We start from the raw sequence: 26962 nt of genomic DNA, 5'->3' as shown, positions 1-26962 counted from the left end.
TCATCATTCTGAGTGTTCTCCATGCACAGTATAAAATTTCATAATTTTGAAGAAGCGGGCAAGCAGGTACTTCAATATCTTCATCAGCATTTGGGTTTTGGCTTATGGATGATCACTCGTGTAGAAAATGATGATTGGATTATTCTCCAGGCAGAAAATCAAAAATATAATGTTAAGCCAGGCGAAGTATTTGGTTGGGCGGATTCATTTTGCTATCACATGGTACAGGGAAAAACTCCTAAAATAGCGCCATGTTCTAACGAAATCGAACTATATTCAAAAGCACCAATAAATAACAAACTGTCGATCAAATCTTATATTGGTGAGCCACTATTTAATGAAGATGGATCAATTTTTGGAACAATTTGCGCTATTGATGATAAGCCCCATTCTGAGGATATTTTAAAAGATGCGGCACTCATTTCGCTTTTAGGCAGTTTATTGAGCTCAATTTTACAAAGTGAATTGCGGGAAAATAAACAGAGACGTTTACGTGAACGTTATGAGGTAGAAGCGCTCACCGATAGTTTAACCGGACTGTATAATCGCCGCGCCTGGGATCAGCTGTTAGAAGCTGAGGAGGGACGCTGTCAACGTTATGGCTTACCAGCTGCAATATTTAGCATCGACCTGAATGATTTAAAGCAGGTGAATGACCAGTTTGGACACGAAGCAGGAGACCAGTTAATTCAGCGTACTTCAGATGTACTGGTAGAACATATGCGTGTTAATGATGTGATTGCACGTATGGGTGGGGATGAATTTACGATTTTATGTCCTGAGACCAAAGCTGAAGACGCAGCGATTTTATATCGCCGTTTAAGTGAAATATTTGCAGCTGCCAATATTCATGTGGCAATTGGCTATGCAGTCCGTCAGCTGACTAAAGATCTACATGAGGTCTTAATAGAGGCAGATAAGAATATGTATGAACATAAGAAAAAAGCGAAACTGGAAGCAGATGATTTTATAAGCTAAAACTCGTTAAGATCAAATCATATAGGCTTGGTGGTCTGCATGAAACGTTCCTTAAGGTGTATTTATTGAGAGGCAGTATCAAGGTCCCCCTTTGCGCAGATAAAAAGCACAACAATCGCCTTTCATCTACTTTCATCAATTACTGGATTTAGATATTCAATGACTGGTTACTGCATAGGGAAATATTTTGAGCGGAAAATCAAAACCTAAACTAATGAAATTTATTGCTCATACTTTTAAACAAGCAATTTTTCCAGTCGTGGTAGGATGTTAAATCAGAATGTAGAAGAAATGATTTATATTCTTTAGTTGTTTTTAAATCAAGTAAAAATATTAAAATCAATAAATTAAATATTATTGATAAAATATTCAAAGCTTAAGTCTGATTTGGTTTACGTAAAATATGAACAATTCAAAGAAAACCAACTCAATTAAAATTTAATGCTTAAAACATGACATTTATTCAACATAGATCAACACAGAATAGGGACTTTTAGTATCAAGACTACATATTCATTTTGCTATAGCTTGCATAATTTTGGATGAGAATTAGTCAAACATTAGCTTGGAGAAAAATCATGAGAAGACTTGGAACTTTAGACTGGATCGCCTATGCATTAGCCATTATTGGTGGCCTGAATTGGGGCTTAGTTGGTGCATTCGACTTTAACTTGGTCGCAGCAATCTTCGGTGAGCAGAGCGCTCTTTCTCGAATTATTTATGTCTTGGTTGGTCTGTCAGCGATTTACCTGATCTATACTGCAACTAAGTTAGGCCGTCATGATGTCCATCATGAAGCTCATACACGAACAATGCATTAATAAGTTAGTATAAACTCACTTATTATTGGGTTAAGAAAATAAGTAGTTAGAGTGAGTTGACTGCTAAATAAAAACGGAGCTTATGCTCCGTTTTTATTGTAAAAAATAACTAGATATAGATTTATATTTATATTTATTGCTTATAATAAATTGTTTAATTTTATAATATTTATATTGTGGATTTTGTCTTTATATAGAGATTTCAGAGATTTGTTTTAAGAAATTAAATTAAAAAGATTTTAGTCAATAATTTTTTACCTAATTTAATATCCATTTTATATATTTAGCTCATAAAGCTAATGAAATATTACACTGTTATTAATTTAATTCATTTATTTTATTAAGGCTTATCTAAATAACAAACCTGAGGGATGCCTAGATGAAAAAGATGACTATGAAGAACATGATCAAATGTGCTGCAGTAAGTGGAGTATTAGGTTTTGCTGCATCTCAAACTATGGCTATGGATCAGCAGTCTGCCAGCGAGAGTAAGAATCAGTCTAAAGCAATGCAGAATGCTCATCAGAATTTGACAGAGAGTCAAGTGATTAAAGTGGTGAGCACAGCCAATAATGGTGAGATTAAACAGGCAAGAACTGTTTTACCGAAGCTGAAAACAGAAGAAGCCCGTAAGTATGCTCAGATGATGATTAATGAACATTCAGCAAATGAGAAGAAAGGCCAGACACTGGCAAGCAGCTTGAAGTTAACCCCACAAGTGAGTGGTATTAGCACCTCCTTGCAAAAAGACAGTGATAATGTAGTCAGAAAACTGAGCAACTCATCCACACCAGATAAAGACTATATGAGCAGCCAGGTTGACGTACATCGTAAAGTACTGAATACGATTGAAAAACAATTAATCCCGAATGCTAAAAATGCTGAACTCAAAAATATGTTGACACAAACACGTACCGCAGTTGCCAAGCACTTAAAAATGGCTGAAGATATTGTTGCCAAAATGAAGTAATCTGACTTAACAAACTTTATAAAAAAGCCTGACATTTCTGCGTCAGGCTTTTTTATATTATAAATGATAATCGACTAATTTATGTTAAGTGCTTTCAAGTTAATAGAGTTAAATTAATTTTCGTATTTAATCTTAATTATTGTAGATTAGAGGTGTGATGTTCCATATTTATAATAATTGCCATAATTCTTCATGAATTCCTTACTATTTATCTAAATTATTTAAATTAGTTTCCTACTTAAGCCATATTTCACCATGTTTATCCAATTTAAAAAGATTTCCTTGAATTGCATGAATTAATTTGTCACTTTCTCTGTTTATATGTAAGAACGCTCTGATATTTTTTAGGTCTACAACAAAATAAAAAAATAATCAGGGAAAATTCTAATATAAAAATCTAGACTATATTTTTAAATTTTGAATGAAGCTTGACATACTTTAAAGCTAAATTGCTGATAAATATTTTTTCAGTATTAAAATTACTTTCTCTAAAATCTAAAGGTCATCCTTTTATTTTTACTCTAATTTGATCTTTATGCTCTAGCAGATAACTATCTGTCGCTTGAACATTTGTTCTATGCAATATCAAGTAAAATTCTAATTGACGATTAGAGTCAGGCATCAGCAGTCGATTTGCTTTTTCCTGCGTAATCGGTTGATATTTTCAGGGATGTCATCAATTGGAAACGGTCCTAAATAATGCTCTCGATGTGGACTAAGCTGTGTTTTTACAAACAATTCAGGATTCTGTTCCAAGTGACGACTTCTCCTTCCTCAGGCAGAGGAGCTTGGTTTTTTGATGAACAGGCTATAAGTGGGACAAGATAGCCGGCTAAGATAAAGCATTTCTTTATTTGCATTGTTTTTCTCTTTAAGCTTTATTCTTGGAAGGACTATTTAAGGTTCGTTTATAAAAAAGACACAGATCTGTGCCAAGTTTTATTTCTCTAAAGATTTAAGCGATTAACAAAGCAATATCAATTACAGCTAAACAACTAATTCATTATAAAAATAAAAATCTTTGAGGTAAGATTAAATCCAACATGATTAGACGTATCTAGACTTTATAGATACCCCAGAGAAGGATCAAAGCATGCAACAAGAAGTCATCATTGTCGGTGGTGGGATGGTGGGTTTAAGCCTCGCACTAATGCTGGCGAAAACCGGGATTGCGGTCAAACTGTTAGAAGCAATCCAATACCCAGATTATGATGATATCAATCTTGCTCCCTATCACTTCAGTTTCGATGCCCGAAACAGCGCTTTATCACGTCGTAGTGTACAGATTTATCAGGAGCTGGGTCTGTGGGATGCTTTACAGGTACATGCCACGCCGATTCTGGAAGTAAATATTACCGAACAGGGCAGCTTTGGTAAGGCACGTCTGATCGCTGAACAGGAAAAAGTCGAAAGCTTTGGTCAGGTGATTGAAAATGCCTGGCTCGGTCGTGTACTGCTGACACAAGTCAAAAAAGAGCCACTCATTGAACTGATCGATGGCGTGCAGGTGACTTCTCTCATCCAAGATACAGACTTTGCTTATATTGAAGCACAGCGTGGCGAGACTGGTTTAAAACTGCAATCCAAACTGGTAATTGCTGCGGATGGTCGCGATTCTTTCTGTCGTAAGGCACTGGGTATTGGCGCATCGGTACACGACTATGATCAAGTTGCGATTGTCACAACCGTACAAACATCAAAACCGCATCAACATGTCGGTTTTGAACGTTTTAGTCCTTTAGGACCTTTGGCTTTGCTACCTCTTCCAGGCGAATACCGTCGTTCCGTGGTATGGCCAGTTCCTAAAGGTACCGAGCATGAATGGCTGGGTGATGAAAATGATCAGCACTTCCTGCATGCTTTACAACAGACTTATGGTGATCGTGCCGGAAAATTCCAGAAAACTGGTAAGCGTTTCAGTTTTCCATTATCGCAAGTCCTGGCAGAAAAGCAGGCGGTTGGTCGTGTGGTGTTAATGGGGAATGCAGCGCATACGATCCATCCAGTTGCAGGCCAAGGCTTTAACTTGTGTATGCGTGACGCTTATGTACTGAACCGTTATCTGGCAGAACAGCTGGAACAGGGGGCTGATCTGGGCGATGCTCAAATGCTACAAGATTATGAAAAATCACGCTTGAAAGATCAGCAACGTGTGATCAAGTTCTGTGATTCAGTCGTACGTGGTTTTAGCAACCAGAATCCATTCCTGAAACTGATCCGTAATACCGGACTGGTGGCTTTTGAAAATATTCCAGGCATCAAGCCACTTGTAGCCAACTATGCAATGGGACTCAAAGCATGACAGAACAAACTCAGGTATTAGATGCTGTCATCGTAGGTGGCGGGCTGGTTGGTGGCTTAACGGCATTATTACTTGCTCAAGATGGCGTACAGACCACCGTGCTGGATGCTGCACCGATTTTAGATACTGAAAAGACATTAAGTGTTGCCAATCCACGCGTATTGGCACTCAGCCAGGCCACTATTCATTTGCTAAAAACAGTAGGAGTTTGGGAAAAACTTGCACGTCAGCAGCCATATACAGGTATGCAGGTCTGGAATAAAAATGGTTATGGTGAAATCAATTTTGGCCAGCCTTCCAAGAAAACACTAAAAGTCGAGCAGGCGCTGGGTTCTATGGTTGAGCCAAGTATTCTGAACCTGGCCATTCAGCAAAAAATGCTGCAAGAACTGAAAGATTACCGCACACAGGTCAAAGTTAGCCGGGTAGAACGCGGGGTGGGAGTCTGGATTGTACACCTTGCCGATGGTACCCAGCTCAAAACCAGATTGCTGATCGGTGCAGATGGTGCCAATTCCTTTGTCCGTGAACAGGCCTTTATTGACATTGATGTCCTGGACTATAAACAGGCCGGTATCAGCTGTGCCATTAAGACCGCACAACCCCATCAGCATGTTGCACGCCAGATTTTCCTGGAAACTGGTCCATTGGCTTACTTACCGATGGCAAGCTTAAAAGCTGAAGAACAGGGGCATTGGCAATCGATCGTCTGGACTTTACCGGATGATTATGCTGAAGAATATGCAGCTTTGTCAGATCAGGAATTTATCCAATTACTCACTCGCGAAAGTCATCACATGCTTGGTGAGGTGCTCGAAGCAAGCCCACGCGCAACTTTCCCGCTTAAAGCACGTGCGGCTCAGCAATATGTGCAAGATGGACTGGCCCTGATCGGTGATGCTGCCCATGTGATTCATCCACTCGCGGGACAAGGTGTCAATATTGGCTGTCTGGATGCGGCAGTGTTATGTGATGTGTTACTGCATGATAAAACGCGTGGCGTCTGGGCACATGAGCAAACCTTACAGCGCTATGAACATCTGCGTAAGGGGCAGAATGATGCCATGATGCACAGCATGTCTGCGATTGGCTGGATGGAAACCACTCAGCTTTTCCCTGTGGTTTGGGCACGTAATTTGGGCCTGAAACAGGTTGAACAGCTGCCTGTATTAAAAGATGCTTTTATGGCGCAGGCCAATGGCTTGGGACTGCTCAAAGATACCCGCTACGCCGTCTGATCTAGAATTGTTATTTTTTAAACAATCATATGTAAAAAGAAACGAATTTGTTTAAAAAAGATACGATTTTTTAATATTTGGTACTAGGCGAAACACAAAGAGATTGCTAAATTTCAGGTAATTTACAACCTAGTTTAAATGCACATGTGATGGTCATTTGTGGGGGACATGAATATGACAGATATGAATGAATATGATGAAGCAGAAGATGCTGTCGTTGATGATGATGAAGCGAAAGCAGCAGAGAAAGGCGCTGCTGAAGGTGATGAAGTTGTTAGTGATACAGATGTTCTAGAAGCTGAAACATTAACTGTGACAGCGAAGCTAAAAAAGCGTCAGGCACTTGAAGATGAAGTGGCTGCGTTCCTGGCTCGCGGTGGTCGAATTACTGAAGTGCCGGCAGACGATTCAATACGCGAGTAAGTCATCTACCTGCTGAATATAAAAAAACACCACAGATTACAGTGGTGTTTTTTTATGCCTATCTTTCTTTGGAAAAAGCGATTTAGTCATTGGCACCCGTTAACTCAAGTGCACGTTGGTAAGCCACTTTCTTTTTGATACCGGTTAGGTCGGCTGCCAGCTGAGAAGCTGCTTTCACGGAAAGATCCTGTAATAAACGGAGTAACAGTTTGTCGAGTTTTTCCTGATCCATATCTTTTTCGACAGTCGCTCCACCCACTGCCAGTACGATTTCACCTTTTTGCTGGTTAGCGTCCTTGGCAATAAACTCAATCAATTCACCCAAGGTCATCTTTCGGATAGTTTCAAACGTTTTGGTAATTTCACGGGCAAAGCCAACCGGACGATCAGCACCAAACACATTCGCCATATCTTTCACACATTCCAGAATCCGGTGCGGTGCCTCATAGAAAATCATGGTCTGGGTTTCATCTTTGAGTTTTTCCAGATTGAGCAGACGCTGGCTTTGTTTTGATGGCAGGAAGCCTTCAAAGCTGAAACGGTCACTCGGTAAACCTACTGCGCTTAATGCAGCAATTGCAGCACAGGCACCCGGCACAGGAATCACACGAATATTGTGTTCCTGTGCAGCACGCACGAATTTAAAGCCTGGATCACTAATCAATGGTGTGCCCGCATCACTGATCAGCGCCATGTTTTCGCCATTGAGCAAACGTTGAATTAGTTGATCTATCTTGTTGCTTTCATTATGGTCGTGGCAGGCCGTCAGTGGAGTGGAAATATTAAAATGCTTGAGCAATTGCATAGAAGTTCGTGTATCCTCAGCAGCAATAAGACTCACCGACTTCAACACCTCAATTGCACGATAACTAATATCATCTAAGTGCCCGATTGGAGTCGCAACAACAAATAACTGAGCACTCATAGGTTTCTCCATGTGGAATAAACAGAATTATAAAAAACGGAAGAATATTAAAAAAATATTGGGTTTGAGCTTATTGGGCTGCATCGGCAGCGTGCAAGCGGAAATTCTGGTCATTCTACCCGAATCTGGGCCTTTGGCGCGAGCTGCATCGAATATCAAACAGGGATTCATGAGTGCCTATATGGCATCCGGGCAAAAAGTGCCGATTAAATGGGTGAATTCTGATCAGAAGAAAATGTCACAATTACTGAAACAGCATGTCAATAAAAAGACGCAGCTCATCGTGGGGCCACTGGCACGTCAGGATATTGAAGCACTGGTTCAGGCCCAGCCCAAAGTCAAAACCCTGAGTTTGAATGACAGCATGAGCAGTTCACCTCAGCTTTGGCAGTTCAGTCTGTCTAAACGTGAAGATGCAATTGCTTTACAGAAGGTGCTGACGAAGGATCAAATTCGGTATTTACAGGTACTACGTCAGCCTGGAAGTGAGACCGAGCATGAACTGATGTTGATGTCTTTGCTCAGTGTAGGGGATCTGCAAGTCGATATTATCGATATTGCACCAAAATCTTTGTCCTCTAAACAGGGGTTATTACTCATGGGCAATCCGGAGTGGTTAGCCGCAATGCGAAACCTGCCGAAGAAACGGCTTTATACCGTATCCAATGCGATTGACCAGCATATAACTTTGCCTAAAGGTATTAAATTTTGTGACGTACCTGCACTATATACCCATGCCTGGCCAGATGTATTGAATGCCTATCAGCAGGCGCCGGTGCAGATGTCCTATCAGCGGTTAATCGCCTTTGGTGGAGATGCCTGGCAGATCAGTCAGCTGTATTTAAATGACCATAAAGCCGAACAGCTACAATTCCAGGGTCGTACCGGACATATTCAGGTCAATGCGGAGGGACTGCGACGTATGCCCGCCTGCTTTGAATATACCAGCAAGGGCGTCAAGCTGATTTAACTATTATGCGTATCAGTCAGCAATTGGGAAAATGGGCAGAACAGCAAGCGCTTGCCTTGTTGCAGCATCATGGCTTTCAGTTGGTCCAAGCCAATTATCACAGCCGTTATGGTGAAATTGATTTAATCGTGCAACGTGATCAAGAGCTGGTTTTTGTGGAAGTAAAAGCACGGGCAAGTACAGATTATGCCAATGCACTCGAGTCAATTTCCCTTAGCAAGCAGCGGAAAATGATGAAAACTGCTCTTTATTTCCTGCAAAATCATGAAGAATTTCAGCATTTTTTCTGTCGTTTTGATGTGATTTGTTTTGATTTTAATCAACATTTTGCAAAAACCATACAGCATGATTTTTGCAATTACCTTTATGATTCGCAATGGATTGAAAATGCTTTTACTTTTGATCAAGAGTTTATTAATCTTTGAACAACACAGGCTTTTCTTTGTGCGGTTTTCTGTACAAAGATTATGGTAATGTTCAAGGAAAATAAAAGTTGATCAAGATTGCGCGACAGAATTTATTAAATTGAACAAAGACGTATTAAACAATAAGGAGTCTTGCTGAGTGGTTAAACGTATTGTAATAACAATGTTATGTGTCGCAAGTTTATCGGGCTGTGCCAGCTTTATTTCAGGTGGTACAGGCACGGCTCCTGTCGGTACGGACCAAGGGGCGCGTACCCTTGGACAGGTTTTTATCGATTCTTCGATTATTCGTACTGCAAAAATTAATCTTTATAAACTTGATTCACGATTCAAACAGTCGCGAGTCAATATTGAGAGTTTTCATGGTCATGTACTACTGACTGGTCAGGTGCCAGATGCACATCTGAAACAACTGGCTGAAGACAATGTCAAAGCCATGAGTGATGTGAAAGCCGTACATAACTTTATTACTATCGGTAACCAGATCAGTTATGGCACCATCATGCAGGATACTGCAGCGACGGCAAATACCCGTGGTCTGATCATGAAGGCGCCTGTAGTTGCAGACAGTAAAGTACATGTGCATACCGAAGATGGCGTGTTATATGTGATGGGCCGTCTAAACAATGCTGAAATTGCTGATCTTAATCAGGTGCTGGCGCAAGTCGGTAATGTCACTAAAATTGTGACCCTGATTGATAATGTGGAAACGCTCAGCAATTCAACCAGCCAAAACTTTGCGACTACAGCTTCATCAAGTGCCTTGGTGCAAACTCCAGTTGCGATTGATCCTGATACAGTTGAACCAACTTATGCACAATAAGGTGCACTCTTTTAAAGCCAGGCTGTCGAGTCATCTGAACGTTGCAAGACAAATCTACCGGGATTTTCGTTTATATGATCTCGGCAGCTATGCGCTGAACCGTTTTACTCCCAAAGCAGGTTATAGCGCTGAACGACATTTGGCCTATGGCCTTAAAGCGCGGCAGCGTTTTGATCTGTATCGTAGTGCACAGCCTTTGGCACATCGCCCCTTGATTGTTTTTGTCCATGGCGGTGCCTGGCTGCATGGGGATAAGAAAGAATATCAGTTTATTGGTGAGGCTTTTGCCCGTGAAGGCTATGACGTGGTGGTTCCAAATTACCATCTGGCGCCAGAACATATCTTCCCGCAATCTGTGGATGACTTGCATCTGCTTTTGGATCATCTGCACACTGCGGCAGCAAAGCTGCAGATTTCATCAGAGAATATTGTATTGATGGGACATTCTGCCGGTGCGTTTAATGTGATGTCAGCGGTGTACTATCCGCAGCAGCATAAAGCAGAGCGGCTGGCGAATATCCGCGCTATCATTGGTTTAGCAGGACCTTATCATTTTGACTATAAGGATGATCCGATCTGTGCTAATGCCTTTGATCAGGCGGTGCCTTATCAGCAGGTGATGCCACTGTACTTTGTACAACCTCAGCCTTTGAAGCATTATCTGTTTATTGCTGAAAAAGACGATATCGTGGGACATTTCAATAGTCATGATCTGGATCGGGTATTAAAGCAACATGGTAACCATAGTCATGTGATCAGTATTCCAAAGCTCGGACACATTACTATTGTTGGATCACTTTCCAGCCTGTTTAGCCGCTTCTTTGTAACCAAGTCTAGAGTACTGTGGGCACTAGAAGATGCATTTAAATAATTCATTCTATTGAATGTAAAAAGCCCGGATTTAATACCGGGCTTTTTGTTTATAAATTGGCTTACAACCAGGCTTGAGTATCATCAGCCACGGGCGTGCCTTGCGTGATATGCATAATCATAGAATGTGCAATACTGCCTTTGAATGGAATTTCTGGCAGGGCATCCAGCTTAAAGAATTGCGCATCACTGATTTCTTCTTCCTGCAGTTTGATCTCACCAGAAGCATATTCTGCTTTAAAGGCAATCATCAGATTACTTGGGAAGGGCCAAGGCTGGCTGGCCAGATATTGAATATTTTTGACTTTAATTCCGACTTCTTCTTCCGTTTCACGACGGACTGCTTCTTCCAAAGTTTCACCGACTTCGACAAAACCGGCAATTAGTCCATACATCTGGCTGGTTTTATTTCGGGCATTTTTAGCCAGCAAGATTTCATCTTCACCACGGGTAATCACGGTAATCACACAAGGTTGTACGCGTGGATATTGACGGTAATGGCAAGCGGGGCAGACCATAGCATATTCTACGGCATGGGCTTCGGTCGGTGTACCACAATGACTACAGAAACGATGATTGCGACGCCATTCCAGTAGCTGTACAGCGCGACTGGCCTGTTCAAACTGGCGAACATTCCAATATTGCAGTAATTGACGGATTGGAACGAGTTGCAGACCTAGAGGAATCGGTTCCTCAGGGAGGAGGTCACGGGCAATCACCTGATCACCCGTACCGAGCTGTATGTCACTTGCTAGCGCTTCCACTTGGGGAAGCTGGAGATTTTCATCGACTAAAAGTTGCTGTTGTTGAAAGATATACGCAAGTGACAATTTAGACATTAGGCTACAGTTTTCAGTTTTTGACTACTGTCCAATGCTACCTTAAACATTGACTGTAATACAGGCTGTTTGCTCTTTAAATTGTCAATGAGCATATCCGCGCTGGCGAGTGGATCAAGCACGCGATTGACGTCATCGGTACTGAGTGCAGTAGCAGATTCAATCCGGCTTTGAATAAAGTCAGCCGTTGTGCTTAGTGCGGCCTGACCATTTTCAGCGTTCAGGAACAGCATTGCACCCGCAATTTCACGGATCTGGTTTGGCAAGCTTTCTAATGTTTGCAGGTTCTGGTCCTGCAAGTAATTCATTAGGGTGTGGCTGGCAAGTTCGATCAGGGCTTTAGTCTCGCTCAGTAAAGCGGCATGTGCTTCATCCAGACGATCCAGTGAAATATTCATGTTATTTACACGGAGCTGTAAACGGCTAGAGGTGTGATGACGTTCTAGTACCCCAATTGAGTTCATAGCAGACAAAATCACATTCATGAGCTGCTGGGCAAAACCTTCATCTTTCAATACTTCAGGTTGACTGAGTGAAGCAGCCTGACGAGTAAGATCATTAGAAGCTTCATTCAGGTTCAAAACCTTGAAGATGTTTGCCATGCTATTCAGCTGAACCTGCAATTCCTGAGTCTTTTCAGGGGTCATGTTGTGATAGTTGTATTCGATGTCATTACGGATCTGTGCCATTTCAGCAGTGACCAGATCACTGATGGTATGCATGGTTTCAAAATCAGGACCATATAAATGACGGCTAAATACCTGTAATTGGGTATCGGTCAATGAATCTTCACCGATATTCAGTTTGCTACGGATATGATGAGCAATGTCATCTTCCTGGCTGATACATAAGCTCAGTATATTCGCCAGGTCAGCAATGTTCGCCTTGAAACGGTCTGAGGCATTGAAATACTGTGCCATATTACGCTCAACACTGATCAGGGTACGTAAACGTGGCTCGTTGATCAGGATCTCATCGATATGGTTGAACGCCACATAGACCAGATTCCAGTACTGTTTGCTTGGGTGCTGTTCAGAAAGACCTGCCAGATAAGTCCCCACCAGTTTGATCGCTTGTAAGTCCAGATCGCTTTCTTCCTGCTTAAGCAGTTTATTCAGCGATAGCTTGTACAGGCGATGCACATAAACAGACTTCTCCAGTCCAGGTGCTTGCGGCAGATCAAAATCAGGCGTGATCAGGTCGAGCAGGGACTCAATCTGATGGCCTTCAGTAGTCAGTGGCTTGCCCAGAGCAAGTTCCAGCCGGTTTAAAGTATCCAGCAAAAATTGTGGAATTTTGACTTCACGCAAGCAAATGAACTCGATATAGCGCTTCAGCATGGTCGTCCCTTCACTGAGGGCGATCACTTCTGCCGTGTTTACGTTGGCAGGATTCCCCATGATCTTGCGCATAAGCTCAGCAGAATATTGAGCGACTTTGGCCAGGCTTGGCATATCGATCAGTGCAAGAACTTGTGCGCACTGTTCGAACTGGTTGAGCGCATCATCAATCCCAAAAGGCAAGGTCTGATCTTCTACCAGTGTGCTGACTGCTGATTCAACCAATTTGATCGAATTATCAACCTCATTTTTTATTATCAGTAAAGCCGTAGGGTCAAAATGTATAGAGGTTTGGTAAGACATTGATCTGCACCTTTCCTGAAGTTTTATCTAATAGTTGATGCCTGCTGCAACTGGCAGGACATCTTTGTATTTACTATAACTGAACTGTTATTTTTTTTAACATAAATTGTTAACTGAATAATGGATTTTATTTTGCGAAAAGGCAAGGCGCTCCATGTTTTTCTTCATATTGTTTGACCCAGTTCTCATGTTCGCTCAATTCTTCATCAGATGGCAAAATTACCGGTAGATCAATTTCAATTTTCACACTGCCTGAGCTGGCATTTTGTTCTTCACTATGTGACAGGGCATCCATATCAAAAGAAACCTGACCACCGGTCATCGCCAGGTAAACATCGGACAGAATTTCTGCATCGAGTAATGCGCCGTGGAAAGTACGGTCACGCTGCGGAATCTCATAACGACGTACCAGGGCATCAAGAGAGTTTTTCTGGCCCGGATGGCGTGACTTGGCCATCGCCAGGGTATCCGTGACTTCACAGACTTCTGACAGGGTTTGAAAACCAGCACGCTTGAATTCCATATCCAGGAAGTTCATATCGAAGGTCGCGTTATGCGCGATGATTTCTGCACCTTTCAAGTAATCGAACAGAACTTGAGAAATATCCTCAAATAAAGGCTTGTCTTGCAGGAACTCATCAGTAATGCCGTGGACATTAACTGAATCGCCTACCGGTTTTTTCGGATTGATATAAATATGAATCGAGCTGCCGGTGAGTTTACGATTCACCATTTCAATCGCGCCGACCTCGATAATCCGGTCACCATCCTGATAATAGAAACCGGTGGTCTCTGTATCGAGAATCAGCTGACGAGGACCAGATATATTTAATGTGGCTGGAGTAATCACAATCTGCGGGTGTAGTTGATTCTCCGCTGGAGTTTGTTCAGCAACGACAGGCTGATTGTTTAAGTGAGTTTCCATGGTCACTTCAGTTACATCTGCCATGAGTTCATCCATTTCTTCAGCTTCAGCCAGTTCCAGGCCAAAAGGGTCATCCAGTAACCAGTCTTTTTCAGGCTTTTTTATATCTTGTGTTTTTTTCTCAGGGCTTGCTGCAAAATGAATTGCTGGAACATGACGGGATTTTTCGCCATTTTTTAAGGCGAGATCCGCACCCAGATTAGCCAGCTGATCGGCCATTTCATTACCCTCATGGCCAGCATGTCCTTTGATCCAGTGCCAGTCAATCTGACGGCCCTGGCAAACTGCATCCAGCTGTTTCCATAAGTCAGGATTTTTGACATCTTTCCAGTTTTTACGTTTCCAGCCTTCGATCCATTCAGTGATACCTTTTTTGACATAATTGGAATCGGTCCAGATCACCAGCTTGGCATCTTTGGGACAGACAGAAATCCCTTCTATGGCAGCCATCAGTTCCATACGGTTATTGGTGGTCTGAAGCTCGCCGCCATAAATTTTATGCTCATCTGAACCGTTCTGAATATAGGCACCCCAACCCCCTACAGCGATTTCCTTACCATTGCCGCGGCATGCGCCATCCACATACAGTGTGATTGTTTGAGACATAAACCAAATCCGATCAAAAAAGAACAAGCTGAGTGGGATATTGTATAACGCAAATACGTTTGAATAATCCATATCTCCGCGATTTTTTAATTTCTTGTAACATTTAACGTCAAATCGCGGTAAATTATTAGCTTGTGTCGTCGACTTGCTTAATTAAAATGGCATATCTAAAAAATAAATTTTATACAAGTTGTTTGGATTTCTTTATGTATAAACCAACCGCATTCATGTGGCAGCCATCGTTACCTTCATTTTTAAAAGTCTCAGTTCTTGGCACTGCGCTTGCATCCTTAGGTTTAACGGGTTGTTCGACGACACAAAGCGCGGCAGGGTCCAAGCATAAACAAACAAGTTCAAATTATTTAGGTGCCGATAGTGTGGATAGTCTGGAAGATCTTTTATCCGCGACTGATATGCGTGCGGTAGAAGGCGACCGACTGTTGGTACTGAAACACGGTGATGTGTGGAAGCGCATGACTGTCGGTTTCAAGATGAATCTGGATGTCTGGAATCCGCGTATTGATGCCCAGCGTGGCTGGTTCGCATCACGTCAGCCATATTTAGAGCGTTTAAGTGCGCGTGCTTCACGTTATTTATATTACACAGTAAAAGAAGCTGAACGCCGTGGTATGCCGACTGAGCTGGCATTGCTTCCAGTGATTGAAAGTTCATACGACCCGGCAGCAACCAGTAGTGCGGCTGCAGCGGGTCTGTGGCAGTTTATTCCAAGTACCGGCCGTATTTATGGTTTAAAACAGACCTCGATGTATGACGGCCGCCGTGATGTGGTGGAGTCAACTCGCGCTGCCTATGAGTTTTTGGGTGCATTATATAATCAGTTCGGTTCATGGGAACTGGCTTTAGCATCCTATAATGCCGGTCCAGGCCGTATTCAGCAGGCGATTAACCGTAATAAGGCTGCTGGTTTGCCAACTGATTACTGGTCACTGAAGTTGCCGCAGGAAACCATGAACTATGTTCCTCGTTTCATGGCAGTGGCACAGATTGTAAAAAGTCCAGCCAAATATGGCGTGAGTCTGCCGCCTATTGCCAACCGTCCGCACTTTCGTGAAGTCAGTGTTGGGGCAGCCAGCCTGAATGAAATTGCTGCGATTACCGGTTTAAGTCGGGCTGAATTGTATCAGTTGAACCCAGGGCATCGTGGAGACAGAATTGATCCGGACAGTCCGCGCCGTATTCTGATTCCAGCTGACCTGAGTCCATCCATTGATGAAAAACTGAAAAAGCTTCAATCCTCTTCTTCAGGTTTATGGGCAAGCTCTACCAGCAGTTTACCGAAGAATAATCAGACGATTACGCCAGTAAAAACCACGCCACCTGAGCTGAATAGCAAAACAATTACGCCAGCTAAACAGACACCGCCTGCAATCACGGCCTCAACCACGACAACCGTTAAACCTGCAACACCTGTAGCCACTACTGCAAGCAAAGCGACGTCCACAGCCGCGACCACAGCGATTGTTACTGCCGCTGCAACACCAGCAGCTACAAGTACAGCCAAACCCAACCTGACTGCCCAAAGCAAGACTAGGGTCAGCACACCAAGAGGTTCTTCAGCTTTGGCTGATTTTGCTGCGAAGAGTGAATTACCTATTCCAAGTGCACCGCGTATTCCAGTTGCGGTGACGCCAGTAACACCTGTGCAACCGATTCAGGTTGAACCGCCAATTTCTGCAAAGGAACGTGAACAGATTCAGGCAGCGGTTGTGGCAGAGGAAATTCCAAAGTCTGTAGATGAAATCCTGAAACCGGTAGCGACAGCCGCAGAACAGGCAGAAGTGGTGGAGGAGCTGAAAGCACTGGCACCTGCGGGTACTGAAATTGTCGATCCTTATGATGGCAAGATTAAGCTGACCGCGATTCAGACCAGCCTTTCTGTAGCAGAACAGCAGGGTAAAGAACTGACCAAAGGTTTCTCGTATCCAAAAGGCGTAGCGGAAAGTACCAAGGCAGATTCAGTCGAAGCGAAATTGAACCAAGGCAAGAATTACGTTAAAACAGATTCGGAAGTTGTGGTTGTTGCACCAAAAGGCAAGCGCAGTACCTATACGGTTTTACCGGGTGACAACCTGGCTTTGATTGCTGCTAAAAATGGAGTGAACTGGCGGGATGTGGCGAAATGGAACCAGATTGATCCAAATGCCACTTTATATGTCGGTACCACGATCTATCTTTATGATGCCAAACCTGTTCAAGAAGCATCAAAACCTGCCGAAAAACCAGAAAGCTATGTGGTACAAGCCAATGATTCACTCACCGGTGTAGCCAGCCAGTTTGGTTTAACGGTAAAACAGCTGGCTGACTATAATGGTTTGAGCACGACCAGCGGTCTATTTGTCGGTCAAAAATTATCCTTAAAAGAAACTGCTGCTAAAGCGAAAATTGAGGAAACGAAAAAAGCGGAAAGCAGCAAAGTTCAGACTAAGACTTATACCGTTCAGCGCGGCGAATATCTGAAACTGATTGCAGACCGTTATGCACTTTCGAATGCAGAACTGGCTGCGTTGACGCCAGGTTTGACTTCAGGCAGCAGCCTGATGGCAGGTCAAAAAATCAATGTACCTGTGAATGAAGCTGAATCTGCAAGCTCAAGCAAGAAAATTGAGCAGAAGTTTGAAAATATTAAAGTGGATCAGACTGCAACTGAAAACTATCAGGTAAAACGTGGTGAGACGCTGTATAGCATTGCCAATCAGTACAAACTCAGTGTGGCTGAACTGGCAGCCTTAAATGGCTTTGCTGCTAATAGCGGTTTACGTATTGGTCAAACCATCAAGATTCCTGCGGGCAGCACTGTGCCAGAGAATTATACTGTGCAGTCAGGTGATACCCTGACAGGGATTGCGGCCAAGTATAATCTGAGCATGGATCATCTGGCGAATCTGAACGGTTTATCCCGTAATGCTGGCCTGCGAGTAGGACAACGTCTGAAATTGACCGGAGATGCAGAAGCAGCTCGTGAAACTGTGACTGAGCAGGCGGTGAAAGGTGTGAAGTCAGACACCCACATAGTGAAATCAGGTGAAACCCTCAGTTCAATTGCACACGAGTACAAGTTACAACTGAAATATCTGGCTGAGCTGAATGATTTGTCTGTATCGAGTCCATTACGTGTCGGACAGCGTCTGAAGATTGACGGTGATCTGCCAGAAACTAAAAAGGTAGATGAGATCAAAGCAGTAACCACGACTGTTTCATCTAAGGCCACAGAAAGCTATACAGTGAAGTCAGGCGAATCACTTAACGCGATTGCCAGTCGTCTGGGAATTACCACCACAGAACTTGCCAGTTTAAATAATCTGCGTGCTAATGCGGGCTTGCGTGTGGGCCAAAGTCTGCAAGTCCCTAAACGTATTACAGAATATAAAATCAAGCGTGGCGATACATTGATCGGTTTAGCCTCACGTTATGGCATGGACAGTAGTACACTGGCAGAAATGAATGACCTGAAACCGAATACTCAACTGCGTATCGGGGATGTGATCAAGGTTCCAAATCTCTAAAGCCGAAATGATACAGGGAGTATCTGAATGCCGTTTGCTGCTGCAAAGCGCCTGATTTATATCTGTGGAATTTCGGTCATTACTCAGGGGGCTTGGGCTGCACTGCAGACCACTCCTTATATCGCCATTCATAGTCAGCCCAAATATGCCGGGCTGACACATTTACTCTATGCCAATCCTGCAGCGCCCAAAGGTGGTTATCTCAGCCAGTCTGCCAATGGTACCTTTGATAACCTGAATGCCATGAACGGCAAAGGTACAGCAGCAGATGGCGTGGAATACCTGTTTGATACGCTCATGGTCAGTTCCCTGGATGAGCCGGGCGTGATGTATCCCTTGCTGGCTGAAAAAGTCACCTATGATCCAAAAAAAACTGCCTATGTGATTTATCATCTGAATCCCAAAGCACGTTTTAATGATGGTACGCCAGTCACTGCAGAAGATATAAAATTCAGTTTTGATACATATACAACCAAGGGTAATCCGGGCTTGCAGATGTATCTGTCAGATTTGGATAAAACCGAGGTGCTATCCAGATACCAGGTCAAGATGAGCTTCAAGTCGAATAATAATTCGGAAATGCCGCTGATTCTGGCACAGATGCCAATCTATTCTAAGAAAAACTGGCAAGGCAAAGACTTTGGCCGCATCACCATGCAGCCAATTTTGGGTTCAGGTCCCTATCTGATTGAAAGCATTGATGCAGGGCGCAGCATTAGCTATAAACGCAATCCGAATTACTGGGCGAAAGATCTACCCGTTAACCGGGGTAAATATAACTTTGATCGCCTGAAGTTTGTTTATTACCGCAATATGGATGTTGGTTTTGAGGGCTTTAAGTCTGGTCAATATACCGTGCATCAGGAATACACCGCACGTAAATGGGTAACGGAATATAATTTTTCAGCCATCAAGGACAAGATGGTGGTGAAATACAACTTCAATCATGAAAACCCGATTCCGACACAAAGCTTTGTATTCAATACCCGTCGTGCACCAATGCAGGATATCCGCTTTCGTCAGGCTTTAACTTATGCCTATGATTTTGAGTGGCAGAACAAGGCGCTGTTTTATGGTCAATACCACCGTTTACAAAGTTATTTTGCTAATAGTGAGCTGGAAGCGAAGGGCATACCTTCAGCTGAAGAACTGGCGATTTTAAAGCCTTATCTGGTTAAGTTAGATCCGATTCAGCGTGTTGGTGTGCTGAAAGACTGGAAATATCCAGTTTCGGATGCTTCGGGCTTTAATCGCAAGAATTTACTGGTCGCGCGGGAATTGTTACTCGAAGCGGGTTACCGTTATCACAATGCGCAACTGACTGATCCAAAAGGTAAGCCGATTCGACTTGAGTTTCTGATTCATCAGGATGGTTTGCAACGTACCTTAATGCCTTTTATACGTAATCTGAAACGACTGGGGATCACGGTGAATATCCGTCATGTTGATGTGCCTCAGTACATTGAACGTATGCGCAGTAAAGATTTTGATATGACGACCAATGTCTTGCCACAGTCTCTCAACCCGGGCAATGAGCAGGCACAGTTCTGGAGTAGTGCGTCAGCAGATCAGCCGGGTAATTACAATTATGCGGGTATCAAAAATGCTGTGATTGATGATGCTATTACTAAGGTGATTCAGGCACCGGATCGCCAGCAATTGGTGATTCGTACCAAGGTATTGGATCGTCTGCTGCGTGCTGGTTATTATCAGATTCCGACCTATGGGAAAGGCGGCAACTGGTATGCTTACTGGAATATGTATGAGCAGCCAAAGATCAAGCCAAAGCTTGCTGTTGGATTCGACTTCTGGTGGAGTAATCCACAAAAAGCTGCACAAGTGAGCCAATATTTACGTCGTCAAAAATAATAAGGAATATCACTGACAATGGGAACCTACATACTTAAGCGGCTCTTGCTGATTATCCCGACTTTATTTTTGATTCTGCTGATTAATTTCATTGTCATTCAGATTGCGCCGGGTGGACCGGTCGAACAGGCCATTCAACAGGCAGAAACTTTTCAGGGCATGGGCGGAACCACAGGTGCAGAAACTGCACAGTCCAAAAGCAGCTATCAGGGTGCCAAAGGCCTGAGTGACGAGATGGTGGAAAAAATCAAGGCTCAATATGGTTTTGATCAGCCCGCTCATATCCGTTTTTGGGAAATGCTGAAAAGCTATGTACAGCTAGATTTCGGCATCAGTTTCTTTAAAGATAAACCTGTAACTACATTATTGTTGGAAAAATTACCAGTTTCTCTGTCATTGGGACTGTGGAGTACTTTGCTGATTTATCTGGTCTCGATTCCACTCGGGATTCGAAAGGCGCGTCAGCATGGCAGCCTGTTTGATAAATCCACTTCGATGCTACTCGCCGTGGGTTATGCCATTCCGGCTTTTGTCTTTGCCATTTTACTCATCGTATTTTTTGCGGGTGGTTCCTATTTCCAATGGTTCCCACTGCAAGGGTTGGTGTCGGAAAACTTTGCTGAATTGTCCTGGTTCGGAAAAATTAAGGATTACTTCTGGCATATGACCTTGCCATTGCTGGCGATGGTAATTGGTGGTTTTGCCGGGCTGACTTACTTAACCAAATATTCTTTTATGGAAGAGCTGAGCAAACAGTATGTACTGGCAGCACGTGCCAAGGGCTTAAATGAATCGCGTGTGCTATATGGACACGTCTTCCGAAATGCCATGCTGATTGTCATCGCGGGTCTGCCGGAAGCACTGGTCGGGATCTTCTTTGTCGGTAACCTGTTTATTGAAATTATCTTTAACTTGGATGGATTAGGTCTGCTTGGCTTTGAAGCGATTGTACAGCGTGATTATCCGGTGATTTTTGGGACCTTGTTTATCTTTACTTTGCTTGGGCTGATTCTACGTTTGATCAGTGATGTGATGTATCAGGTGATCGACCCGCGAATTAGCTTTGACTCGCGAGGTGCCAAATAATGTCACCGATCATGCAAGCACGCTTGCAGCGTTTTAAGGAAAATAAACTCGGCTTCAGCTGCTTTATTATCTTTATCATTATTTTCATTTTGTCCTTAGGTTCAGAACTGATTGCTAACGATAAACCGTTGCTGGTGAGATATGACAGTTCACTATATGTGCCGGCATTTAAGACTTATCCGGAAACCACATTTGGTGGTGTGTTTGAAACTGAAGCAGATTATAAAGATCCTGTCGTTCAGCAGTTAATCAATGCCAAGGGCTGGGCATTGTGGCCACTGATTGAATATTCCTACCAGACGCCAAACCTGGAACTGGCAGTGCCCGTGCCGTCTGAACCCACGTCACAAAACTGGTTAGGGACTGATGACCAAGGTCGTGATGTGTTGGCACGAATCCTTTACGGTCTACGAATATCATTGCTGTTCGGCTTTGCACTGACCATCGCATCTGCAGTGATCGGCATTATAATCGGTGCGATTCAGGGCTACTATGGCGGCTGGATTGATCTGGCAGGGCAACGCGTTCTGGAAGTCTGGGGCGGCTTGCCGATGCTGTTTATGGTGATGATTCTGGTCAGCATGTTTACCCCAAATGTGTACTGGCTATTCCTGATCATGCTGCTGTTCGGCTGGACTACCCTGGTTGGTCTGGTACGGGCTGAATTTTTACGGGCACGTAATTTTGACTATGTGCGTGCCGCGCGTAGCCTTGGTGTTTCTGATCGCGCGATTATCTTTCGGCATATTTTACCCAATGCCATGAGTTCGAGTCTGTCACAGCTACCATTTATGCTGACGGCTAATATTACCGCACTGACAGCACTGGATTTTCTTGGCTATGGATTGCCACCTGATGCAGCTTCACTGGGTGAATTGCTGCTACAAGGCAAAAACAATCTGAATGCGCCGTGGTTGGCTTTATCCGGCTTCTTCACGCTGGCCATAGTTCTATCTTTACTGATCTATATTGGGGAGGCGACGCGTGATGCATTCGATCCAAGACGTCAATAACGCAATACCGCTTCTACAGGTCGAAAATCTGCAGATCAGCAGTCTAGATCAGGTACTGGTACAACAGCTAAGTTTTGAACTGTCTGCCGGGCAGACCTTGGCGATTGTCGGTGAAAGCGGTTCAGGTAAATCGATTAGTAGTCTGGCAATCTTGGGTTTGTTGCCAAGAAATTTAAAGGTACAAGGCCGGGCGGTATTAGATGGTCAGAATTTACTGACGCTTTCTCAGCCCCAATTACGTCAGATTCGCGGCAAGAAGATTGCCATGATCTTTCAGGAGCCGATGACGGCACTAAATCCCTTACATCGGGTAGAAAAGATCATTGGCGAAACCTTGTTGTTGCAGGGCTGGTCTAAAGCCAAGGCACGAGAACGGGTGCTGGAGTTACTGAAGGATGTTGGTATTCCTGAACCTGAGGACAAACTGAGGCGTTATCCGCATGAATTATCTGGTGGCCAGCGTCAGCGCGTGATGATTGCCATGGCATTGGCACTGAATCCTGATATCCTGATTGCAGATGAGCCAACTACCGCACTCGATGTCACCTTGCAAGCCCAGATTTTACATTTGCTGAAATCTTTACAGAAGAGTCGGCAGATGGCGATGATTCTGATCAGTCATGACCTGAATCTGGTGAGACGCTATGCTGATCAGGTGATTGTCATGAACAAGGGGCGCGTTGAAGAGCAAGGTGGAGTACAACAGATCTTTAATTCACCCCAATCAACTTATACCCAAGACTTGCTCAATCATGATTTTGGTCAGGCACTGCCTTTAGAGCAAACTGAAACCTTGCTCGAACTCAAGCAGGTAGAAGTCAAATTTCCCATCAAACAGGGTCTGCTGAATCGCATTAAGGGCTATATCACTGCTGTCGAGCCGCTCGATTTAAGCATGCTGCAGGGACAATCGATTGGAGTGGTGGGCGAAAGTGGTTCAGGTAAAAGCTCACTTGCTTTGGCCATAGCACGATTGATTGAAAGCCACGGTCAAATCCTTTTGGAAAATCAGGATTTGAATCAATTGTCTGAAATAGCCTTACGACCATTACGTAGTAATTTTCAGATCGTCTTCCAGGATCCATTTAGCAGTCTGAATCCGCGTATGACTATTGAACAGATCATTGGTGAAGGGTTGGGCTTGAAGGCGATGACCGAGGAGCAAATCCGTAGTCGTGTCGAGGAAGCTTTAGTGCGGGTAGAGCTGCCCGCATCTTTTAAAGACCGCTATCCGCATGAGCTTTCTGGGGGGCAGCGTCAGCGTGTATCATTGGCAAGAGCATTGATTTTAGAGCCAGAACTTTTAATTCTGGATGAGCCGACTTCTGCACTGGACCGTACTACACAACGTGCAATTGTGAAACTGTTACGTCGTATTCAGCAAGAAGAAAGGATTAGCTACCTGTTTATCAGTCATGATTTACAGGTAGTACGAGCACTTTGCCAGCAGGTTTTGGTACTGCATCATGCACAAGTTATGGAGGTTCAGGAAACTGAACAATTATTCCTGCACCCAAAAACTGACTATACCCGCCAGCTGATTGCAGCCAGCCAATATTAAAACTACAAATCTTTTTAAACGAAATTGACATGGGTCATTGTCAATTCCTTGCTGACAGGGTATAACACCGACAGAATAAAAGTATAATGTTTAGGAAAAAAGTATGACACAACTGGCAGATTCAATTCAGATTCGTAATACCCTCTTTAAAAACCGTATCATCAAAGGTGCTATGAGCGAGGCACTCGCTAATGATGCTGGTCAGCCGAATGACTCACATTTGAAACTCTACGAAGCCTGGGCTAAAGGCGGGCTAGGCTGTGCGATTACGGGTAATGTCATGGTGGATTTTCGTGCCAAGAATGAACCGGGTGTTGTAGTCGCTGAAACAGAACGTGACCTGAACAAACTTAAGACTTGGGCAGAAGTTGGCAAACGTCATGGTATGGTGCAACTGGTGCAGTTGTCACATCCGGGGCGTCAGTGTCCAAAAGGTTTGAATCGGGAAACTGTAGCACCATCGGCAGTGCCATTTAGCCCGGCACTGGCTGTCAGTTTTGGTACCCCACGTGAACTGCGCGAAGATGAAATTCTGGATATTATCCAGCGTTTTGCAACTTCTGCTGCAATTTGTGAAAAAGCAGGATTTGAAGGCGTACAGCTTCATGGTGCGCATGGCTATCTGATCAGTCAGTTCTTATCGCCATTGACCAATAAACGTCAGGATCAGTGGGGTGGCAGTATTGAAAACCGTACCCGTTTCTTATTAGAAATCTATAAGGCAGTCCGTGCTGCGACTTCAGAAAATTTCATTATTTCCGTTAAACTGAATTCGGCTGATTTCCAGCGTGGTGGTATCACCGAAGAAGATGTGATCTATGTCTTTAAAGCTATTGATGCAGTAGGCATTGACCTGATTGAGGTGTCCGGCGGTAGCTATGAAGCACCAGCAATGGCAGGCGTGAAAGCAGACAAGCGCAAGGCCTCGACCATTGCCCGTGAAGCCTATTTCCTCGATTTTGCCGAAAAAATCCGTCAGGAAGTGAGCTGCCATATTATGGTGACTGGCGGTTTTAGAACTGCTGCTGGTATGAATGCTGCACTTGAGAGTGGTGCCTGTGATTTTGTTGGTATTGCCCGTCCCTTTGCAGTAGAAACTGATCTGGGGCAGAAGCTGGTAGCAGGGCAGGATGTACGCTATGCGGTAGAGAAGATTAAAACCGGTATTCCAATGATTGATAAAATGGCAATTATGGAAATCATCTGGTATGCCGCACAGTTTAAACGGATTGCTCAAGGTAAGCAGCCAAATCCCAAACTGTCACCATTAAAAGTTTTCTTGCATTATCTAAAAGGCAATGTCACTGCTGTGATTAAAGGACAAATCAATTCACGTAAATCTGCATAACCTGATCTATATATAAAAAGGCACCTTATGGTGCCTTTTTAAATGCAACAGATTTAGCTGAATTGCACCGCTTGGGTCTGGAAAGGAAACAGGATTTTAGAAACCTGTTGTGTCGCCCAAAGTCCAAGCTGCTGGTAATGACAATGTGGTGCTACATAAGGTGTGAGAATCTCCAGTTTTTCCTCATTATTGTCACAACGCTTTAGATGCAAGCGAAGTTCTTCCAGCTTATGCTGCTCTTGCCGGCTGATTATCGGTGTTTGCGTCCGTAGTTGATGTGAAGAAAGCCGTCGAGCCAGTTCTGGACCTTGAATCCAGTCACGAATTATCTGTTTCTCTGTGGCATTAAATACACCAAACATCTTGCCATCTGGATCATCAATCAGTTTCCAGAAACGGCTTTGCTCTACAGACAGTCCACGTTGAATCCAGCCTTTATCCATCATGACCTGTAGAAAATCCTGAATCTGTTCAGGTTGTGACAACCACTCATTGATGGTCTTGCCGCTAAACTGGCATTTCTGGTTATGAATGTACTGACCAATTAAAGCTTTCTGCTGAAACAATTTCAACACCTGGGCATCGAGATCCAACTCACGCACGATCTGAGTAGAACTTTTGCCTACATCATTTAGCAGGTAACCCTGTTTGACCATTTCCAGATAGCGCTCCGGGTGTTCTGTAGAACGATATAGATCCAGGAAAGCTTGCAGGGATTTTTGTGCATGGCCATTATGCGCATTATCAATCGTGATGTGCACATTAAAGTAATGCGGATTGATACCGAGTTCAGCCAGTTCATAATTGGTAATCAATAAATGTAGCGGTAGTTGTTCATAGCCCAGATTAAAGCCAATCACCAGCGGTAAATATTCAGCTGGCGCATAAGCTAAAGCCAACTGGACAGCTGCCTGTTCATAATAGCGGTCGTCGAGTTGTTCGCTATAGGCAGTGAGTTCATAGTTATTTAGCAGATCCTGATACATGGTGACATGGTTGGCTTGTGGGTGACCTAGCCCCAGCTCTTCCAGATAAATATGAATCAGGTCTTTAAGCGCCGGTTGATCCGCATGTTCCAGAGTAGAGTATAACCATGAGCCATCGACCATTTTTGTAGGTGCAACCCGGTAGAGAAATTCAAATGCATGCGATACCGTAGCAAAGTATTCACGTTGTCCGCCTTGTTTGCGACGGCTGAGATAATCCTGAAATATGCCACAAATTTTATGATGTTCTTCTAAAAAATGCGTAGCAGCATGTTCGGGTTGATCGAGCCAGCTCATGGAACTTAGATCGATGTGCTGGATTAACTGATTGAGGTATTGTTCTGCCGAATCTGTTTTTGTTTTTTTAGAGATCTGCTCATCCAGAAAAAAATCCACCCAATCTTTGAAGCTTTTAGTTGGTTCTTGAACAAGATTTTCAAATGGGGGTGCAGTTAAACAAAACTCCGTACTCGTGAACATAATCTTATCCTTGCATATTGGCTCCTAACTTACCTTAGCCTTATGTGAAAGATCAGATGTTTGGTTTTTGTTCGATTTTATGGCGGCAAATACAAGGACTTTGCAAAAGTGCGTAAATTTTTAGAGGTTTATTATTTTGAATATATGGTAAAAATAAATTAAATTGAAGGCAATAAAAAAGCCCAGGTCACAATGCCTGAGCTTTTTTATGAGAAGATCATTTTAAGATAATCATCTTGAATATGGCGTCCCTACGGGGATTCGAACCCCGGTTACCGCCGTGAAAGGGCGATGTCCTAGGCCTCTAGACGATAGGGACAGTACAGAAGATAGATTT

21 protein-coding genes and 1 tRNA gene are annotated in these 26962 nt (G+C 43.5%); 16 read left to right on the top strand and 6 right to left on the bottom strand.

Features of this window, described 5'->3' with window-relative positions; all coding sequences use genetic code 11:
- Positions 1-21 precede the first annotated feature (21 nt).
- The 6 genes from FSC11_RS10270 (at position 22) to FSC11_RS10240 (ending at position 6732) form a co-directional block, all read left to right on the top strand.
- A complete protein-coding gene (locus FSC11_RS10270; RefSeq protein WP_005221321.1) occupies positions 22-978 on the top strand; it encodes a sensor domain-containing diguanylate cyclase in 957 nt (318 codons plus the stop codon).
- 578 nt (positions 979-1556) lie between these two features.
- On the top strand, positions 1557-1799 hold the full coding sequence (locus FSC11_RS10265) for a DUF378 domain-containing protein (protein ID WP_004810720.1): 243 nt from the start codon (positions 1557-1559) through the stop codon (positions 1797-1799).
- 379 nt (positions 1800-2178) lie between these two features.
- On the top strand, positions 2179-2769 hold the full coding sequence (locus FSC11_RS10260; RefSeq protein WP_008305987.1) for a DUF4142 domain-containing protein: 591 nt from the start codon (positions 2179-2181) through the stop codon (positions 2767-2769).
- Positions 2770-3862: 1093 nt separating this feature from the next.
- The gene (locus FSC11_RS10250) at positions 3863-5071 is read left to right on the top strand and encodes an FAD-dependent monooxygenase (RefSeq protein WP_163166727.1); all 1209 of its coding nucleotides are present in this window, start codon (positions 3863-3865) and stop codon (positions 5069-5071) included.
- The gene (locus tag FSC11_RS10245) at positions 5068-6309 is read left to right on the top strand and encodes an FAD-dependent monooxygenase (RefSeq protein ID WP_076753256.1); all 1242 of its coding nucleotides are present in this window, start codon (positions 5068-5070) and stop codon (positions 6307-6309) included. The genes FSC11_RS10250 and FSC11_RS10245 overlap by 4 nt, the downstream gene beginning before the upstream one ends.
- Before the next feature lie 174 nt (positions 6310-6483).
- Positions 6484-6732: a hypothetical protein gene (locus tag FSC11_RS10240; RefSeq protein WP_004893637.1), complete on the top strand. Its 249-nt coding sequence runs from the start codon at positions 6484-6486 to the stop codon at positions 6730-6732.
- A gap of 82 nt (positions 6733-6814) precedes the next feature.
- On the opposite strand, the gene rsmI is transcribed toward FSC11_RS10240, so the two are convergent.
- Entirely contained in the window at positions 6815-7657 is an 843-nt protein-coding gene (rsmI, locus tag FSC11_RS10235) for a 16S rRNA (cytidine(1402)-2'-O)-methyltransferase (RefSeq protein WP_163166725.1), read from the bottom strand.
- 10 nt (positions 7658-7667) lie between these two features.
- Between rsmI and FSC11_RS10230 the strand changes: the two genes are divergently transcribed.
- The 4 genes from FSC11_RS10230 (at position 7668) to FSC11_RS10215 (ending at position 10746) form a co-directional block, all read left to right on the top strand.
- Positions 7668-8627, top strand: a complete 960-nt coding sequence (locus FSC11_RS10230) for a penicillin-binding protein activator (RefSeq protein WP_163166723.1) — start codon at positions 7668-7670, stop codon at positions 8625-8627.
- A gap of 5 nt (positions 8628-8632) precedes the next feature.
- Positions 8633-9052: a YraN family protein gene (locus tag FSC11_RS10225; RefSeq protein ID WP_004893644.1), complete on the top strand. Its 420-nt coding sequence runs from the start codon at positions 8633-8635 to the stop codon at positions 9050-9052.
- Between the two features lie 139 nt (positions 9053-9191).
- Positions 9192-9875: a BON domain-containing protein gene (locus FSC11_RS10220; protein ID WP_163166721.1), complete on the top strand. Its 684-nt coding sequence runs from the start codon at positions 9192-9194 to the stop codon at positions 9873-9875.
- Positions 9865-10746: an alpha/beta hydrolase gene (locus FSC11_RS10215; RefSeq protein WP_163166719.1), complete on the top strand. Its 882-nt coding sequence runs from the start codon at positions 9865-9867 to the stop codon at positions 10744-10746. Before FSC11_RS10220 ends, FSC11_RS10215 begins: the two co-directional genes overlap by 11 nt.
- 61 nt (positions 10747-10807) lie before the next feature.
- Here FSC11_RS10215 and nudC read toward each other — a convergent pair whose 3' ends face one another.
- From nudC to dnaQ, 3 genes are all read right to left on the bottom strand, one after another.
- Complete coding sequence (nudC, locus tag FSC11_RS10210) at positions 10808-11584, bottom strand: NAD(+) diphosphatase (RefSeq protein ID WP_076753260.1); 777 nt, start codon at positions 11582-11584, stop codon at positions 10808-10810.
- Positions 11584-13227: a chemotaxis protein gene (locus tag FSC11_RS10205; protein WP_163166717.1), complete on the bottom strand. Its 1644-nt coding sequence runs from the start codon at positions 13225-13227 to the stop codon at positions 11584-11586. Before FSC11_RS10205 ends, nudC begins: the two co-directional genes overlap by 1 nt.
- Positions 13228-13354: 127 nt before the next feature.
- Positions 13355-14758, bottom strand: coding sequence for a DNA polymerase III subunit epsilon (gene dnaQ, locus FSC11_RS10200; protein WP_163166715.1), 1404 nt, complete (start codon positions 14756-14758; stop codon positions 13355-13357).
- A gap of 206 nt (positions 14759-14964) precedes the next feature.
- Here dnaQ and FSC11_RS10195 point away from each other — a divergent pair, with 206 nt between their 5' ends.
- From FSC11_RS10195 to FSC11_RS10170, 6 genes are all read left to right on the top strand, one after another.
- Positions 14965-18282, top strand: coding sequence for a lytic transglycosylase (locus FSC11_RS10195; protein WP_163166713.1), 3318 nt, complete (start codon positions 14965-14967; stop codon positions 18280-18282).
- 27 nt (positions 18283-18309) lie between these two features.
- Positions 18310-20151, top strand: coding sequence for an extracellular solute-binding protein (locus tag FSC11_RS10190; protein WP_163166711.1), 1842 nt, complete (start codon positions 18310-18312; stop codon positions 20149-20151).
- Between the two features lie 18 nt (positions 20152-20169).
- Entirely contained in the window at positions 20170-21237 is a 1068-nt protein-coding gene (locus FSC11_RS10185) for a microcin C ABC transporter permease YejB (protein ID WP_163166709.1), read from the top strand.
- Complete coding sequence (locus FSC11_RS10180; protein ID WP_163166707.1) at positions 21237-22250, top strand: ABC transporter permease; 1014 nt, start codon at positions 21237-21239, stop codon at positions 22248-22250. Before FSC11_RS10185 ends, FSC11_RS10180 begins: the two co-directional genes overlap by 1 nt.
- Positions 22225-23811, top strand: a complete 1587-nt coding sequence (locus FSC11_RS10175; protein WP_163167772.1) for an ABC transporter ATP-binding protein — start codon at positions 22225-22227, stop codon at positions 23809-23811. Before FSC11_RS10180 ends, FSC11_RS10175 begins: the two co-directional genes overlap by 26 nt.
- Positions 23812-23914: 103 nt before the next feature.
- Positions 23915-25159 (top strand): NADH:flavin oxidoreductase/NADH oxidase family protein, encoded by a 1245-nt coding sequence (locus tag FSC11_RS10170; RefSeq protein WP_163166705.1) that lies wholly within the window; start codon positions 23915-23917, stop codon positions 25157-25159.
- Between the two features lie 53 nt (positions 25160-25212).
- On the opposite strand, the gene FSC11_RS10165 is transcribed toward FSC11_RS10170, so the two are convergent.
- Both FSC11_RS10165 and FSC11_RS10160 read right to left on the bottom strand, forming a co-directional pair.
- Positions 25213-26625 carry an iron-containing redox enzyme family protein gene (locus tag FSC11_RS10165; protein WP_163166703.1) on the bottom strand — a complete coding sequence of 471 codons (1413 nt, stop codon included), beginning with the start codon at positions 26623-26625 and terminating at the stop codon, positions 25213-25215.
- Positions 26626-26868: 243 nt separating this feature from the next.
- A tRNA-Glu gene (locus FSC11_RS10160) sits at positions 26869-26944 on the bottom strand.
- Positions 26945-26962 lie beyond the last annotated feature (18 nt).

The organism is Acinetobacter schindleri (assembly GCF_010918895.1).
In the GTDB taxonomy this organism is placed as follows: Bacteria; Pseudomonadota; Gammaproteobacteria; order Pseudomonadales; family Moraxellaceae; genus Acinetobacter; species Acinetobacter schindleri.
This window is presented reverse-complemented; position numbering and strand designations above follow the sequence as displayed.

What these genes read in the sequence shown, in the direction of transcription:
- FSC11_RS10270 (WP_005221321.1), top strand. Translation starts at nt 22, where the DNA reads ATGCACAGTATAAAATTTCATAATTTTGAAGAAGCGGGCAAGCAGGTA.
- FSC11_RS10265 (WP_004810720.1), top strand. Translation starts at nt 1,557, where the DNA reads ATGAGAAGACTTGGAACTTTAGACTGGATCGCCTATGCATTAGCCATT.
- FSC11_RS10260 (WP_008305987.1), top strand. Translation starts at nt 2,179, where the DNA reads ATGAAAAAGATGACTATGAAGAACATGATCAAATGTGCTGCAGTAAGT.
- FSC11_RS10250 (WP_163166727.1), top strand. Translation starts at nt 3,863, where the DNA reads ATGCAACAAGAAGTCATCATTGTCGGTGGTGGGATGGTGGGTTTAAGC.
- FSC11_RS10245 (WP_076753256.1), top strand. Translation starts at nt 5,068, where the DNA reads ATGACAGAACAAACTCAGGTATTAGATGCTGTCATCGTAGGTGGCGGG.
- FSC11_RS10240 (WP_004893637.1), top strand. Translation starts at nt 6,484, where the DNA reads ATGACAGATATGAATGAATATGATGAAGCAGAAGATGCTGTCGTTGAT.
- rsmI (WP_163166725.1), bottom strand. Translation starts at nt 7,657, where the DNA reads ATGAGTGCTCAGTTATTTGTTGTTGCGACTCCAATCGGGCACTTAGAT.
- FSC11_RS10230 (WP_163166723.1), top strand. Translation starts at nt 7,668, where the DNA reads ATGTGGAATAAACAGAATTATAAAAAACGGAAGAATATTAAAAAAATA.
- FSC11_RS10225 (WP_004893644.1), top strand. Translation starts at nt 8,633, where the DNA reads ATGCGTATCAGTCAGCAATTGGGAAAATGGGCAGAACAGCAAGCGCTT.
- FSC11_RS10215 (WP_163166719.1), top strand. Translation starts at nt 9,865, where the DNA reads ATGCACAATAAGGTGCACTCTTTTAAAGCCAGGCTGTCGAGTCATCTG.
- nudC (WP_076753260.1), bottom strand. Translation starts at nt 11,584, where the DNA reads ATGTCTAAATTGTCACTTGCGTATATCTTTCAACAACAGCAACTTTTA.
- FSC11_RS10205 (WP_163166717.1), bottom strand. Translation starts at nt 13,227, where the DNA reads ATGTCTTACCAAACCTCTATACATTTTGACCCTACGGCTTTACTGATA.
- dnaQ (WP_163166715.1), bottom strand. Translation starts at nt 14,758, where the DNA reads ATGTCTCAAACAATCACACTGTATGTGGATGGCGCATGCCGCGGCAAT.
- FSC11_RS10195 (WP_163166713.1), top strand. Translation starts at nt 14,965, where the DNA reads ATGTATAAACCAACCGCATTCATGTGGCAGCCATCGTTACCTTCATTT.
- FSC11_RS10190 (WP_163166711.1), top strand. Translation starts at nt 18,310, where the DNA reads ATGCCGTTTGCTGCTGCAAAGCGCCTGATTTATATCTGTGGAATTTCG.
- FSC11_RS10185 (WP_163166709.1), top strand. Translation starts at nt 20,170, where the DNA reads ATGGGAACCTACATACTTAAGCGGCTCTTGCTGATTATCCCGACTTTA.
- FSC11_RS10180 (WP_163166707.1), top strand. Translation starts at nt 21,237, where the DNA reads ATGTCACCGATCATGCAAGCACGCTTGCAGCGTTTTAAGGAAAATAAA.
- FSC11_RS10175 (WP_163167772.1), top strand. Translation starts at nt 22,225, where the DNA reads ATGCATTCGATCCAAGACGTCAATAACGCAATACCGCTTCTACAGGTC.
- FSC11_RS10170 (WP_163166705.1), top strand. Translation starts at nt 23,915, where the DNA reads ATGACACAACTGGCAGATTCAATTCAGATTCGTAATACCCTCTTTAAA.
- FSC11_RS10165 (WP_163166703.1), bottom strand. Translation starts at nt 26,625, where the DNA reads ATGTTCACGAGTACGGAGTTTTGTTTAACTGCACCCCCATTTGAAAAT.